16 protein-coding genes are annotated in these 13,285 nt (G+C 54.8%); 6 read left to right on the top strand and 10 right to left on the bottom strand.

Annotated features, from left to right (window positions below; all coding sequences use genetic code 11):
* Positions 1-53 precede the first annotated feature (53 nt).
* The 3 genes from ppk2 to MWU55_RS14965 are packed head-to-tail and all read left to right on the top strand — an operon-like array spanning position 54 to position 1,996.
* Complete coding sequence (ppk2, locus tag MWU55_RS14955; protein ID WP_246937403.1) at positions 54-935, top strand: polyphosphate kinase 2; 882 nt, start codon at positions 54-56, stop codon at positions 933-935.
* On the top strand, positions 928-1,545 hold the full coding sequence (locus MWU55_RS14960) for a TetR/AcrR family transcriptional regulator (protein ID WP_246937944.1): 618 nt from the start codon (positions 928-930) through the stop codon (positions 1,543-1,545). The genes ppk2 and MWU55_RS14960 overlap by 8 nt, the downstream gene beginning before the upstream one ends.
* Complete coding sequence (locus MWU55_RS14965; RefSeq protein WP_246937405.1) at positions 1,538-1,996, top strand: T6SS immunity protein Tdi1 domain-containing protein; 459 nt, start codon at positions 1,538-1,540, stop codon at positions 1,994-1,996. Before MWU55_RS14960 ends, MWU55_RS14965 begins: the two co-directional genes overlap by 8 nt.
* A gap of 10 nt (positions 1,997-2,006) precedes the next feature.
* On the opposite strand, the gene MWU55_RS14970 is transcribed toward MWU55_RS14965, so the two are convergent.
* The 9 genes from MWU55_RS14970 to MWU55_RS15010 all read right to left on the bottom strand — a co-directional run bounded on the left by MWU55_RS14970 (position 2,007) and on the right by MWU55_RS15010 (position 10,356).
* On the bottom strand, positions 2,007-3,227 hold the full coding sequence (locus MWU55_RS14970; RefSeq protein ID WP_246937408.1) for a cysteine desulfurase: 1,221 nt from the start codon (positions 3,225-3,227) through the stop codon (positions 2,007-2,009).
* A gap of 11 nt (positions 3,228-3,238) precedes the next feature.
* Complete coding sequence (locus tag MWU55_RS14975) at positions 3,239-3,835, bottom strand: YIP1 family protein (RefSeq protein ID WP_246937410.1); 597 nt, start codon at positions 3,833-3,835, stop codon at positions 3,239-3,241.
* Positions 3,835-4,338 carry a YIP1 family protein gene (locus MWU55_RS14980; RefSeq protein ID WP_246937412.1) on the bottom strand — a complete coding sequence of 168 codons (504 nt, stop codon included), beginning with the start codon at positions 4,336-4,338 and terminating at the stop codon, positions 3,835-3,837. Before MWU55_RS14980 ends, MWU55_RS14975 begins: the two co-directional genes overlap by 1 nt.
* Positions 4,339-4,355: 17 nt before the next feature.
* Positions 4,356-5,627, bottom strand: coding sequence for a Fe-S cluster assembly protein SufD (sufD, locus tag MWU55_RS14985; protein ID WP_246937945.1), 1,272 nt, complete (start codon positions 5,625-5,627; stop codon positions 4,356-4,358).
* 14 nt (positions 5,628-5,641) lie between these two features.
* Positions 5,642-6,400: a Fe-S cluster assembly ATPase SufC gene (sufC, locus tag MWU55_RS14990; protein WP_246937414.1), complete on the bottom strand. Its 759-nt coding sequence runs from the start codon at positions 6,398-6,400 to the stop codon at positions 5,642-5,644.
* Between the two features lie 147 nt (positions 6,401-6,547).
* Entirely contained in the window at positions 6,548-7,156 is a 609-nt protein-coding gene (locus MWU55_RS14995) for a hypothetical protein (RefSeq protein ID WP_246937416.1), read from the bottom strand.
* A gap of 75 nt (positions 7,157-7,231) precedes the next feature.
* The gene (gene sufB, locus MWU55_RS15000) at positions 7,232-8,755 is read right to left on the bottom strand and encodes a Fe-S cluster assembly protein SufB (protein ID WP_246937418.1); all 1,524 of its coding nucleotides are present in this window, start codon (positions 8,753-8,755) and stop codon (positions 7,232-7,234) included.
* Positions 8,756-8,781: 26 nt separating this feature from the next.
* Positions 8,782-9,825: an aminotransferase class V-fold PLP-dependent enzyme gene (locus tag MWU55_RS15005; protein WP_246937420.1), complete on the bottom strand. Its 1,044-nt coding sequence runs from the start codon at positions 9,823-9,825 to the stop codon at positions 8,782-8,784.
* Positions 9,826-9,894: 69 nt separating this feature from the next.
* A complete protein-coding gene (locus MWU55_RS15010; RefSeq protein ID WP_246937422.1) occupies positions 9,895-10,356 on the bottom strand; it encodes an Rrf2 family transcriptional regulator in 462 nt (153 codons plus the stop codon).
* 189 nt (positions 10,357-10,545) lie between these two features.
* Here MWU55_RS15010 and MWU55_RS15015 point away from each other — a divergent pair, with 189 nt between their 5' ends.
* The 3 genes from MWU55_RS15015 (at position 10,546) to MWU55_RS15025 (ending at position 12,339) form a co-directional block, all read left to right on the top strand.
* Entirely contained in the window at positions 10,546-11,199 is a 654-nt protein-coding gene (locus MWU55_RS15015) for an alpha/beta hydrolase (RefSeq protein ID WP_246937424.1), read from the top strand.
* A gap of 7 nt (positions 11,200-11,206) precedes the next feature.
* A complete protein-coding gene (locus tag MWU55_RS15020) occupies positions 11,207-11,428 on the top strand; it encodes a hypothetical protein (protein WP_246937426.1) in 222 nt (73 codons plus the stop codon).
* 281 nt (positions 11,429-11,709) lie between these two features.
* Complete coding sequence (locus MWU55_RS15025) at positions 11,710-12,339, top strand: hypothetical protein (protein WP_246937965.1); 630 nt, start codon at positions 11,710-11,712, stop codon at positions 12,337-12,339.
* A gap of 111 nt (positions 12,340-12,450) precedes the next feature.
* Here MWU55_RS15025 and MWU55_RS15030 read toward each other — a convergent pair whose 3' ends face one another.
* Positions 12,451-13,062 (bottom strand): transglutaminase-like cysteine peptidase, encoded by a 612-nt coding sequence (locus tag MWU55_RS15030; RefSeq protein WP_246937428.1) that lies wholly within the window; start codon positions 13,060-13,062, stop codon positions 12,451-12,453.
* Positions 13,063-13,285 lie beyond the last annotated feature (223 nt).

Consider the following 13,285-nt stretch of genomic DNA (forward strand, 5'->3'; position numbering starts at 1 on the left):
AATTGCCAAACGCGCGCGCCGCCCCCATATTGGTGTGAAATCAGGAGTTTGCTATGTCATTGCCATTTGACGGCGCCATTTCAGAGTTCTTTCGTAAAACTGCACCGCAGGCTGTGCGCGCCGTTATCAAAGGCGCATCGAAAAAAGATATTCTGTCCGAAAGCTATCCGTACAAAAAGCCCATCGACAAAGATGTCTATGCCGAAGAAATCGAAGCGCTGCAGCTTGAGCTGGTGAAGCTTCAGGCCGATGTCAAAGCAACCGGGAAACGCGTTGTCGTCGTGTTTGAGGGGCGTGATGCGGCGGGCAAAGGCGGCACCATCAAGCGTTTCCGCGAAAACCTGAATCCGCGTGTTGCGCGTGTGGTCGCACTGTCAAAACCGTCTGACCGCGAGGCCGGGGAATGGTATTTTCAGCGCTATGTCAAACACTTGCCGACCGAAGGCGAGATCGTTTTGTTTGATCGCAGTTGGTATAACCGCGGCGTGGTCGAGAAAGTGTTTGAGTTCTGCAAAGACACGCAGCGCGAGGCTTTCTTCCGTCAGCTTCCCGAATTTGAGGACATGTTGGTTGATGAAGGCATACACTTTGTAAAGATCTGGCTGAATGTCGGACGTGCCGAACAATTGCGCCGCTTTCTGGCCCGCGAGAAAGACCCATTGAAACAATGGAAACTCAGTTGGATCGATGTGGAAGGCCTGAACCGTTGGGACGCCTATTCGGATGCGATCAAAGAAACCTTCGAGCGCTCGCATCGCACCCGCACACCGTGGACCGTAATTCGCTCGGATGACAAGAAAAGGGCCCGAATGGCCGCATTGAAAGTCGTCTTGAAAGACATCGACTACGCCGGGAAAGACAGCAATGTCGCCAGTGCGCCAGATGACAAAATCTGTGGTGGACCGGAACTTTGGGATGATGGTGACGATGCCTAAGCGCGGCTATCATCACGGTAATCTCCGTCAGGCTTTGGTCGATGCAGCTTTGGCCCTGATCGAAGAGAAAGGCCCAACCGGGTTTACCCTATCAGAAGCCGCCAAGCAGGCAGGTGTGACCCCTGCTGCGGTCTATCGACACTTCGCCGGGCGCGAGGATTTGATCGCCGAGGCGGCGCGCCAAGGGTACGAGATTTTCGCCGACCTGATGGAATACGCCTATAACAAAGGCCAACCATCCCCGCTTGCAAGTTTTGAAGCCACAGGCCGCGCCTATCTGGCGTTTGCGCGCAAATATCCCGGTCACTACATCTCGATGTTTGAAAGCGGCATATCGGTCAATCACTCGCCTGAATTGGCGTTGGTCGCGTCCCGCGCGATGGGAGTTCTTGAAAAAGCCGCGTCCAAGCTGACCGAAAACATCCCGCAGGATAAACGCCCCCCGGCCCGCATGGTCAGCGCGCATATCTGGGCTATGAGCCACGGCGTAGTTGAACTGTTCGGTCGCGGCAGCCCCGGCCAGAAAAGCCCGTTTCCGCCTGAAGAACTGCTGGAAAGCGGGATCGGGATTTACTTGCGCGGGCTCGGGCTGATCAAAGCGGATGGGTGAACATGAGCAAATTCAGAAATATGTTGATCTGATTGGTAAACACTGGAGTTGGCTAGGAGCAAACCCCAAAAGAATTGTCGATCTCAACCAATTCGGAAACATCATCTTTCTTGACCATGACGGTCGATATTGGCGTATCTGCCCAGAAGAGCTGTCATGTGAAGTCGTCGCGGACAGTGAATACAGATTTACAGAACTTCGAGAGAACAAAGACTTCCAAGTTGACTGGGAGATGGGACCACTCGTGGATCTAGCCCACCATAAACTCGGCCCTCTAATACCAGGATATGCCTACTATCTGGTAATCCCAGCAGTGTTCGGCGGTGAATACAGCGCTTCGAACATACAAACGGTACCCTTAGAAGAATTGATCAGCCTTTCTGGCGATTTCGCTCGCAAGACGCACGACCTACCTGATGGCGCGCAAATTGAGCTGAAAGTAACTGACTAGGCCGGCGCGCTCATGCCAGCAGCTTGTGACACAACTCCAGCCCGTCAATCAGCGTATCCACCTCGTCCGTGGTGTTATAAAGGCCAAATGACGCGCGCGCCGTTGCGGCGACGCCCATATGCTCCATCAAAGGTTTGGCACAGTGGTGCCCTGCCCGCACGGCAATCCCCTTCTTGTCCAGAATGGTCGAGATATCATGCGCATGCGCAGCCCCTTCCATCGTGAGCGAGAAGATGGCCGCCTTGCCCGGCGCGTGGCCTTGGACATTCACCCAGTTCAGACCGGCGAAGCGCTCGACCGCATAGGATGCAAGCGCTGCCTCATGCGCGGCGATGTTTTCCATGCCCAGATCCATCATGTATTCAAGCGCTGCGCCCATACCGATGGTTTGTACAATGCCCGGCGTCCCCGCTTCGAATTTTAGCGGCGGATTGGCATAAGTCACTGTGTCTTTTGAGACCTCGTTGATCATATCACCGCCGCCGAAAAACGGCTGCATCTCGGCCTGCCGATCTGCGCGGATGTAGATCGCGCCTGACCCGGATGGTCCATAAAGCTTGTGGCCCGTGATTGCGTAGAAATCGCAGCCGATATCCTGCACATCCACAGGCATGTGAACCGCGCCTTGCGAGCCATCAACCATCACCGGAACACCTTTGTCACCTGCGCCAGTGCAAATGGCCTTAACGTCGACAACTGTGCCCAAAACGTTTGAGCAATGCGTGACGGCAATCAGTTTGGTCCGATCGGTGATGGCGCCCAGAACCTTGTCCGGATCAAGCGACCCATCAGCTTCTGGATCGATCCACTTTAGAACGACCCCTTGGCGTTCTCGCAGGAAATGCCACGGGACAATATTGGCGTGATGCTCCATCGTGGACAGGATGATCTCATCCCCAGCCTGCATGCGCGGCGCGGCCCAGGCATAGGACACCAGATTGATGCCTTCTGTCGTGCCCGAATTAAAGATGATCTCATCCTCAGACCCGGCATTTAGGAACTTGGCTACGATGCCACGCACAGCCTCATATCGCTCGGTCGACAGGTTCGACAGGTAGTGCAAGCCGCGATGCACATTGGAATACTCTTCGGCATATCCACGGGTGATCGCATCAATCACCACCTGAGGCTTCTGTGCAGAGGCCCCATTGTCCAGATAGGTCAACGGCTTCCCGTTCACCTCGCGCGACAGGATCGGAAATTCAGCACGGATCTTTTCGATGTCATACATTGGTTTTCCGATCATTGCACAGGAAGTTGGACGGGCTCGACACCCAATAGAACCAGTACGAAAGACAGGGCAAACACAGCCAAAACCATGCAGGCTAGGATTGATGCGAACACAAGTCCTGTCGACTGAAACCCATGGTTTTCAGCGGTGAAATGGCTGAGTACCCAGAAGAAGATAAAGACGGATGCAAACATCAAAAGCGCTGCCATCGCCGGAGCAATTGCGGTCAGAAGCAATGTTGCAACCTGTAGCCCAAGGAAAATGAACTCCATCCAGACAACGGTCATAATGGCATTCTCAAGACTGCCCTGCCCGCCCATCATGCGGCCGATCGCATAAATTGCGATGGTCAAACCAAACATGAAGGCACCTTCGATCATGCCAAGGGTCGCAGGGTTCGACAAAACCGGCCCCATCAGCTGATCATTAATGGGAAAGACAATGTCGGCCACGACGCTCATTGCGGTGGCCAAAACCACCATCAGCAACAGCGCGGTCCACAGAAACTCGCGGCTCAGGCCCAAGGCAAATAAATCGCGGGCCACTTTGCGCGGCTCTGGCACGGTTTGAAGCGCCATTCCAAACAGATATCCCGGTGTGAATTGCATCAGTCTGCCCTGATTTCTTGCGGCGTGCCGCTTTCAGCTTCACGCAGATTGATTGACCAGAACAGGATGAACACCACAAGAGCCAAAAGCCCCACCAGCGACAATTGGACGCCCGGCCCGATGAAACCGGCCACAAGCCCCCACAAAAGCCAAATCGGCGCAGCACAGAGAAGCGCCCAAAAGAGCGCGAAGCGCGCGGTATAGGCGCTGCCCCTCCCGCCAAATACCCGCGCGATCAAATGGGTGATCGTGCCAAGCGCGTAAAGCACCAAAGGCATGATGAAGAGCCACCCCAATAGAGTCGCCGCCAGCAGCATGTTCAGCTCTTCACCTGTCTCATGCGCTTGACGCGCCAAGCGAGGCATTTGCGCTGCAAAGACCAGTGCGCAGGCGAACATCAGTACTGCAAGCGCGCGGTCCTCGCGTGGTCCTTCCCCGACGCGGCGCCGAAACACTGCGCGCGGGTTACGATATGTTTTCACCATATCCTGAAGAACCGACATAGCGCCTTAGCTCCTGATCAGCCGCGACGCCGGGACAACCACGCGTCGAGACGCCCAGTGATCTCGGCAGAGATGTCTTCATCTTCGATCTCTTCAATGGCATCCGCAAGGAAGGCCAGGACCAGAAGATCTGTGGCAATCGGCGTCGGAACCCCACGAGAGCGCAGGTAGAACAGAGCTTCCTCGTCAATCGCACCCGTGGTTGAACCATGCGAGCAGATCACGTCATCCGCATAGATCTCAAGTTCGGGCTTGGCCTGGAAGCTCGCATCGTCATCCAATAGAAGCGACTGGGATTTCTGATAGCCATCGGTTTTCTGCGCATCGGGCTTCACAAGGATCTTGCCTTGGAACACGCCTTTTGCACCGTTCTTCAGAACCTTTTTAAAGACCTGACGGCTTTCACACGCCACGGCGTCATGGGTGATGAACACAGTGTCATCGTGATGGAAATCACTGTCCGCACCATCACCCAAGGCAGCCCCGGCGACATGTGCCACGGCTTCATCGCCAACGATCTCAATCACGCATTCATTGCGGGTCAGCTTTCCATTCACCGTCATGGTGAAGCTTTTGAACACGGCCTCGGCGTCAACACGCGTGAACAGATGCGTCACCGCTTGGCGATCATGATCACGACCCTGTGCACGCACATGATGGAACTGCGCGCCTTTGGCGATATCTACTTCAGTCACTTGGTTGAAACGCGCCGCCGCCGCACCGTTTTCCAGAAGCGTTAGGCGGGCACCTTCTTCCACGCGAATAACGTGGTGCAGAATGGCATCCGATGCTTTGTCCGCATGACGATAGATCAGCGAAACAGGGCGCGAAACTTGACCCGTGACGCGGACTACAACCCCATCCGTGGCCTGAGCCGAATTGTAGGCCGCAAGCGGACGCTTTACAGGTGTCTGACCTGCGGTCTCAAGCACGCCATACAGATCTTTGGCCCAGTGAATGTCTTTCTCAGCAGCGGTCGAAAGGCGTTCGATTTCAAGCCCTTCGCCCTCTAACGCGTCAGACGCATCCGCATCAAACACGCCATCCACGAAGACCAGCTTCAGGCGATCAATCTCGTGAAACACCAAGGGTTCACCTTGGTTATCAAAGACCTCTGCTTCGCTCGGAGTGGCCGAAATCAGGCTGTCTGGGCGGGTCCATTTCCAGTATTCGTCGCGGCGTGTGGGCAATCCCATCGACGCCAGCCGGTTTGCAGCATCCGCGCGCGCCTCAGCAGCCCAAGCCCCCGAGGCCGGGCGTTGATCAGCGTTGATCTCGTCCGCAGTCATTTTTACAGCGGTGCTCATGCGTCGATCTCCGCCAGAATGTCGGCGTAACCGTTATGCTCGACCTCAAGCGCCAGTTCTGGCCCGCCGGATTTCACGATGCGGCCATTGGCCATAATATGCACCACATCAGGTTTGATGTGGTCCAGAAGGCGCTGGTAGTGGGTGATCACAAGGAACGAACGTCCTGAATCGCGCAGCGCATTCACGCCTTCAGACACCAGCTTCATTGCATCCACGTCCAGACCGGAATCCGTCTCGTCCAAGATGCACATCTTCGGCTCAAGCATGGCCATCTGTAGAATTTCGTTGCGCTTTTTCTCACCGCCCGAGAAACCTACGTTCACGGGACGCTTCAGCATATCCGCGTCGATCTTCAGATCTTTGGCTTTGGCGCGGATGAACTTCAGGAAGTCAGCGGCCGACATTTCCTCTTCCCCGCGCGCTTTACGCTGAGCGTTCACGGCGGTGCGCAGGAATGTCATATTGCCAACGCCGGGGATCTCGACCGGATATTGGAAAGCCAGGAACAGACCCGCAGCGGCGCGCTCTTCCGGTTCCATGTCCAAAAGTTCTTCGCCATCCAACGACGCGTCACCTTTTGTCACTTCATAACCATCACGACCCGACAGAACATAAGACAAGGTCGACTTGCCCGAGCCATTCGGCCCCATGATCGCATGCACCTTGCCCGCAGGCACTTCAAGGTCAACGCCTTTCAGGATTTGCTTGTCTTCTTCTTCAAGTTTGACGTGCAGATTGTTGATTTTAAGCATTTTTATTCCTCATGCGCGCCGATCAATGGGACCGGTCAGCCGTTTCCCGTAGATCAGTACCGCTTTTTGATACCTGACGGCAAAGAACCTGCCCGATCTCTTGGTACTTTGTTAGATGTGTGAAATTGCGCCCAAATTGGTTGCGATCTATCGCACCTGCGGCAACTCGTTTACCTTGACGTCGGGCGTCTCGCCATCCGTCTTTGAAGCTTCGGCGTTCTGCCCGCTCATCATATCGCTCATGGTGTAAGATATGCCGCGAAACAAAACCGAGTTTGGCTTCGTGTTTTCTATGATCATCTCCGTCCATTGTGGAGAGAAATAGGTCCTGAACACATCTGACGATTTGTGAACCAGGTTGTGCATCAGCACCACAGACAAGAGAACCCCAGCAATCATCGCCGAATAGTAATTGAGCGACTTGACGCGAAATACGATCTTGACCAATAGGCCAACCGCAACCCCGATGCCAATATCCATTAACATCATTGCATCCGCGCTTTCGCCGGTAAGGGTGTCGACCTCGAGACGGTACCGAACATACCGGGCCAAAACCACCGCACTCAGTCCGATCAGGAACGCAAAGATCGACACAAGACGATTCGACGCCTTCCTCAGACCCGAAGGTTTGCCCCGTTTCGACGAATTCTGCCCTGAATTCTGCGCACCAAGCCGTGCGACCCGCTCTTCGAAGTTTTGCTTCTGATGATTTTCCAAGGCACTCGTTCCTTGACCGGTAGTTTCTGCAAACATCATAGCCGTTGGTATTTAAGGGCGCCAGAGCACTCCTCATTCCAACTTTAGCATTATGGTGTGTCACAGTCGAAACAGTCACCCAACCGACCCCTCAAGCGAAATCGCCACAAGCTGTTGAGCTTCCATCGCAAATTCCATCGGCAGCGCTTGCAGCACTTCCTTGGCGAAACCGTTGACGATCAGGGCCACGGCCTCTTCTTCGTCCATGCCCCGCTGGCGGCAATAGAACATTTGTTCTTCGTCCACCTTGGATGTCGTCGCTTCGTGCTCAACGCGGGAGGAATTGTTCTTCACCTCGATATAGGGAACCGTGTGCGCCCCGCATTTGTCACCAATCAGAAGGCTGTCGCACTGCGTATAGTTGCGCGAGTTCTTGGCTTTCGGGTGCATCGACACCAGACCACGATAGGTGTTCTGTGCTTTACCCGCACTGATCCCCTTGGACACGATGCGCGATTTCGTATCGCGGCCCAGATGCACCATCTTCGTGCCGGTATCGGCCTGCTGATAGTTGTTGGTGATCGCGATCGAGTAGAATTCGCCCTGGCTTTCCGCGCCGCGCAGGATGCAGGACGGATATTTCCACGTCACAGCAGATCCGGTTTCCACCTGCGTCCACATCACTTTCGAGCGGTCGCCACGGCAATCCGCGCGTTTTGTCACGAAATTATAGATGCCGCCCTTGCCCTCTTCATCACCGGGGAACCAGTTCTGAACGGTCGAGTATTTCACCTCGGCGTCTTCTTCGATGATGATTTCAACCACAGCAGCGTGCAACTGTGCGGTGTCGCGTTGCGGCGCAGTACAGCCTTCCAAGTAGCTGACATAGCTACCTTTATCGGCGATGATCAGCGTGCGTTCGAACTGGCCAGTGTTTTCCGCGTTGATACGGAAGTAGGTCGACAGCTCCATCGGGCAGCGCGTATTGGGCGGGATGTAGACAAACGACCCGTCCGAGAACACGGCCGAGTTCAGCGTCGCATAATAATTGTCGGACACCGGAACCACGGACCCAAGGTATTTCTTCACCAGCTCAGGATGCTCGCGGATCGCTTCCGATATCGAGCAGAAAATGACGCCGGCCTTTTTCAGCTCCTCCTGGAACGTCGTCCCAACCGAAACCGAGTCAAACACCGCATCCACCGCGACCTTGCGGCCTTCTGCTGGCATATCCTCAGCGCCTTCGACGCCAGCAAGGATCATCTGCTCTTTCAGCGGAATGCCGAGTTTCTGGTATGTTTCCAGAAGCTTGGGATCAACCTCATCCAGCGATTTGGGCTTTTCTTCCATCGATTTCGGACGCGCATAGTAATACTGATCCTGAAAATCGATTTCCGGATAGTTCAGCAGTGCCCAGCTGGGTTCGTCCAGCTTCTCCCATCGTGCGAACGCCTCGAGACGCCATTCGGTCATCCATTTGGGTTCTTCGTTCTTTTCGGAAATCAGGCGCACAATATCGGGGTTCAGGCCCTTGGGGGCGTATTCCATCTCGATATCGGTTTCCCAGCCGTACTTGTAAGTTCCAGCAAGCGACTTGACCGCCTCAACGGTTTCTTCTTCGACGCCTTCTTTGACGTTCAGTTCATCCAAACCGGCCACTGTATTTCCTTTCGATCCGTCGGGGGCTAGCGCCCGCGCGCGCGGAATTTTTCATGTTCCCGAAGCCAAGCCTCAGCAAAGGCTCGGACGTCTTTCTCACTCGTCGTGGGGCCAAGCGAGACGCGCAAAGCGCATCCCGCGTGATCCCGGTCAAATCCCATTGCCGCCAAAGCTGCACTGGTTTTTACCTTCCCGGATGAACAAGCCGATCCTGCGGATACCGCAAACCCGGCCAGATCCATCACCATCACCTGTGTTTCGCCCTTCCATCCGGGCGTGATGAAACACGAGGTATTGGGAAGCCTGTTCGCATCTTTCCCGACAAAAATAGTTTTATTTGCAGATTCGGCAATGGTGTTTTCTAGAATCTTTCTAAGTTTCTCAACTCGACCCCAAGTATCGCCCTCAAGATCATTTTGGGCAGCTCGTGCAGCGGCAGCAAAACCTGCAATTCCGATGACGTTTTCAGTCCCTGATCTGCGGCCCATTTCCTGACCACCCCCTTTGATCTGCGCCGCGATTTCAGTGCCACGCGTAACGACAAGCGCGCCGATCCCTTTTGGCCCGCCCAGCTTGTGCGCGGAAACAATGGCCATATCGGCACCGCACCAGTTGAAGGCGAAGGGTATCTTTCCGAAAGCCTGCGTGGCATCCGTCATGAGCAGCCTCTCGGGCAGTGACTGAATGATCCCCGTTTCCGAATTGGCCAATTGCAGCGTGCTATGCGCAGGTGTTGGGACGCTGACCGCCCCCTCTTCATCAATCAGCAAATCTTCCTGACACCAAGAACGAACCGCGTCATGCTCGATCCCAGCACAGGACAGGCCACGGCCTGCCAACGCCAGTGCTGCGGCTTCGGTCGCAGAAGAGGTAAAGATGATATCCGCCCCCTCAGCCCCGAGCGCAGCCGCCAAATCCTTACGCGCCCGTTCGATAAGACCTTTCGCCGCGCGCCCTTCGGCGTGGACGGAAGACGGATTGCCCACAAGCTCCATCGCATCGACCATCGCTGCCTTGGCCTCGGCCCGCAAAGGCGTGGTGGCGTTCCAATCCAGATACACGCGGCTCACCGGCGCACTCCTTCGCATTTTCTTGTCATAAGTATCCCCGCCGAAGGCCTTAAACTGCCGCGCAGCGGTCTAGTCCTCGTCCACCACCGAAAACAGCGTGGGCACTGCAGGGCATGGGGTCAGCTCGTTCTTCACCACGTCAGACAGGCGGGTCTGGTGCAGGAAGACATAAACATGGGCCGAAAGGCCTTCCCACAACCTGTTGGTCATGGACTGAGCGCGCGACCCCGAGGACGCACCGGACGCCCCTGCCCCTTTGTGCATAGCAGACACAGTTTCATCCACGGCTTCCAACACTTCTGAAACCCGAATGTCCGAGGCGCTTTTGGCCAGTTTGTATCCACCGCCCGGGCCACGCACGCTGTCGACCAACCCTGCGCGGCGCAGCTTCACAAACAATTGCTCAAGATACGGAAGCGAAATGTCCTGTCGTTTTGCAAGTTCCGTCAGCGACAATAGCGAGCCTTCGTCCTGCATCGCCAGATCGGTCAACGCAACCATTGCGTAACGCCCCTTTGTGGACAGCTTCATTGCATTCCCCCCGCAAAAACATTGACCTTTTAGGCCTCGCCCACTAGGTCACTTAAGACTGGTGACGGCCGGGCTCTCGCGCGTGCTTAATTCACCAACTCCGTATTATGGTGCGGGCCATCCAGCGTCAAGAAAGCCGGTTTCCGGTTTGCTGTGGCCCCAAGCTAAATGAAAAGAGGCCCAGACCCGATGCCCGAAGTGATTTTTGCAGGCCCCGAAGGCCGACTTGAAGGCCGCTATCACGCACAGAAAGAAAAAGACGCTCCGATCGCTATCATTCTTCATCCGCATCCGCAGTTCGGCGGCACGATGAACAACAAGGTCGTCTATAATCTGCACTATGCTTTCCATAACATGGGCTTCAACGTGCTGCGCTTCAACTTCCGTGGCGTTGGCCGCAGCCAAGGAGAATATGATCAAGGCGTAGGTGAGCTGTCGGATGCGGCGTCGGCGCTGGATTACCTTCAGTCGATGAACCAAAACGCAAAGCACTGCTGGGTTGCAGGCTTTTCGTTCGGTGCGTGGATTGGCATGCAGCTTCTGATGCGCCGTCCGGAAATCACCGGTTTCATTTCGGTCAGCCCGCCCGCCAATATGTATGACTTCAGCTTCCTGGCACCCTGCCCAAGCTCTGGCCTAATCATCAATGGCACAGCCGACCGTGTGGCCCCGCCTGCCGATACGCATACACTGGTGAATAAGTTGCATGAGCAAAAAGGGATCACGATCACCCATGAAGAAATCCAGGGGTCGGGTCACTTCTTTGAAGACGATCACATGGATACAATGATCACTCATGTGGACGAATATGTGCGTCGCCGCCTGACTGAAACCACGCGCTGAGGTCAGTATGGATCTTCTTGAAAAAGTCTCCGACCAACTGGCGCAGGAAGTGCTTGAAGCCGTTCGGGCGACGGGGGACGACTCTTTGGTTGATTCTGTGAAGAAAACAATCGGAGCGTCCTCCACCACTCTGGAAGAAGCCTTCATGACCGCAGTCAGGATCCGACGTGCCGAAGCGCGTGGACGAGATATGCTTCTTCAACTGCTGAAGGAGCGTCAACGCGACTGACGCGCGGACAAGGTTCAGTTTCAAACCTGCTTTAGAATCTTAGGGCTTTCAACTCTAACTCTCTCCCCCCCAATCAAGAACGCGCTGTGGCTGTATCCATGTCCAACTGGAAACAGTGTTTTTCTTGTTTAAGGCTCAGGAGTTGCCACATAAATTTGCCATAATCCGATATAGATTGTGGCCAATCTTTCCAATTTGTGACACAATTAACATTATTACGTATAGGTTTGTATCTTTTGATCTAACAATTTCTAACGGAGCAGAACTTTAAAGGGGTGAACATGCTTACGAATAGAACAGCGCTGGCCGCGCTTGCAATGGCCGGTGCGGTGTGGATGGGTGCCACACAAACCGCACAAGCGGGGAAATCCTGCAATTTGAGCACCGCAAAACTTTCGCTAGAACCAGCGGAACTTTGCGAGTGTAAAGTCGTAACCACGCAGATGCTTCGGTACATTCAGCGTCAGGATGAGTTTCTGACGATTCTGGATCGCGTCAACAAAGAATGTCCCGCATTCGCGGACGCGCTGACATCATTGCCCACTGCCACTACGGTAATCGACCGTGTTTTGCGCAGAGACAAAGATGAGGGTTCCGACCTCCTTACTCCGGAAACGGAACCAGATCGCAAGCCAAAACCTGATGGCAAAACAAAGCCAGATGGGAAAGGTAAGGAAAAACCAGATACCGGTGGTAACGAGGAAGAACCTGGTGATTCCGGCGGCAATGGTGACGGCGGCGGCGATGGCGGCGGCAACGGTGACGGTGGCGGCGGCGATGGCGGCGGCAACGGTGACGGTGGCGGCGGCGATGGCGGCGGCAACGGTGACGATGGCGGAGACGGTTCCAACTGCGGCGGTGGCGGCGATGGATCAAATAAAGTCCTTCGTGCCGAAGTTCGCTGCGAATAAGTTATCGAACACAGTTCAAAGCAAAGAAAGCGCGCCATTGGCGCGCTTTTTCATTTCTACAGATTATTGTGGGAGCCGTATATTAGGCTTTCAATCTCGGTCAACCGAGCATTAACCGCCTGACTGAACTTTGATCCAGCGCGACGGGCTTCTCGGATCTTGCATGCGCAGGAAGACATAACGTGTCTCGCGCCAGCTTCGAATGCTATTGGTAACGTTGTCGAGTACCAGGTCACCTTGGTCTGTGCGTACAACGAGAACCGCATGCGGCCGACGGCTACGATCCAGCACTGTCGCGATCAGCAGCCTTTGTGGATCAATACCTTTCCCGATCAATGCACGTTTCTTGGCCAGAGCGTAATCTTCGCAATCACCACCGCGACGGGTTGGCATAGCCCAGCGTTCTGCTTCACCGTATTGCTGCCGGTCCTCAATCGACCGCGTCGATCTGTTGACGGCGGTATTGACGGCGCGAACAACTTGCATCTGGCCCTGAGAAACCAACGATGCAGAGGAACCACGTGCGCAGGCCCAACGATATGTTGAGCAAAGCTGTTTAGCACCCGGTGGTGCCGCACCGTTTCCTCGTGATTTCAAGAAATCTGTGCCACTTGCCAAACCATCAACTGGCGCCGCAATCGTCGCAACGATTGCCATCGCGACTGCGTAGATAGAATTCCGACCGGGAAGACTTATTTTCTTAAGACCGGCAACTATCGCCATCTGTAAACCTCCATCGGTTGCAAATTATAAGGCATAAACCCTAACGATTTATGCCCCACGACTGACAACCGTGTTGTCCCCCCAACCGTGACCTTAACCTGAACGTGAATAATGTCCAAATCTCGACCATGGCAGGGCCTTACTGCATCATTTTTGGGATTTTCACCTAATGCAGAGGGCTTTCACGCGCAGGTTTCCGCTTATTTCTGCCAATTTCTGACGC

The organism is Aliiroseovarius sp. F20344 (assembly GCF_023016155.1).
Lineage (GTDB): Bacteria > Pseudomonadota > Alphaproteobacteria > Rhodobacterales > Rhodobacteraceae > Aliiroseovarius.

What these genes read in the sequence shown, in the direction of transcription:
- MWU55_RS14980 (WP_246937412.1), bottom strand. Translation starts at nt 4,338, where the DNA reads ATGTCGGTTCTTCAGGATATGGTGAAAACATATCGTAACCCGCGCGCA.
- MWU55_RS14975 (WP_246937410.1), bottom strand. Translation starts at nt 3,835, where the DNA reads ATGCAATTCACACCGGGATATCTGTTTGGAATGGCGCTTCAAACCGTG.
- MWU55_RS14965 (WP_246937405.1), top strand. Translation starts at nt 1,538, where the DNA reads ATGGGTGAACATGAGCAAATTCAGAAATATGTTGATCTGATTGGTAAA.
- sufD (WP_246937945.1), bottom strand. Translation starts at nt 5,627, where the DNA reads ATGACTGCGGACGAGATCAACGCTGATCAACGCCCGGCCTCGGGGGCT.
- MWU55_RS15030 (WP_246937428.1), bottom strand. Translation starts at nt 13,062, where the DNA reads ATGGCGATAGTTGCCGGTCTTAAGAAAATAAGTCTTCCCGGTCGGAAT.
- MWU55_RS14970 (WP_246937408.1), bottom strand. Translation starts at nt 3,227, where the DNA reads ATGTATGACATCGAAAAGATCCGTGCTGAATTTCCGATCCTGTCGCGC.
- MWU55_RS15015 (WP_246937424.1), top strand. Translation starts at nt 10,546, where the DNA reads ATGCCCGAAGTGATTTTTGCAGGCCCCGAAGGCCGACTTGAAGGCCGC.
- MWU55_RS14960 (WP_246937944.1), top strand. Translation starts at nt 928, where the DNA reads ATGCCTAAGCGCGGCTATCATCACGGTAATCTCCGTCAGGCTTTGGTC.
- MWU55_RS15020 (WP_246937426.1), top strand. Translation starts at nt 11,207, where the DNA reads ATGGATCTTCTTGAAAAAGTCTCCGACCAACTGGCGCAGGAAGTGCTT.
- MWU55_RS14995 (WP_246937416.1), bottom strand. Translation starts at nt 7,156, where the DNA reads ATGATGTTTGCAGAAACTACCGGTCAAGGAACGAGTGCCTTGGAAAAT.
- ppk2 (WP_246937403.1), top strand. Translation starts at nt 54, where the DNA reads ATGTCATTGCCATTTGACGGCGCCATTTCAGAGTTCTTTCGTAAAACT.
- sufC (WP_246937414.1), bottom strand. Translation starts at nt 6,400, where the DNA reads ATGCTTAAAATCAACAATCTGCACGTCAAACTTGAAGAAGAAGACAAG.
- MWU55_RS15025 (WP_246937965.1), top strand. Translation starts at nt 11,710, where the DNA reads ATGCTTACGAATAGAACAGCGCTGGCCGCGCTTGCAATGGCCGGTGCG.
- MWU55_RS15010 (WP_246937422.1), bottom strand. Translation starts at nt 10,356, where the DNA reads ATGAAGCTGTCCACAAAGGGGCGTTACGCAATGGTTGCGTTGACCGAT.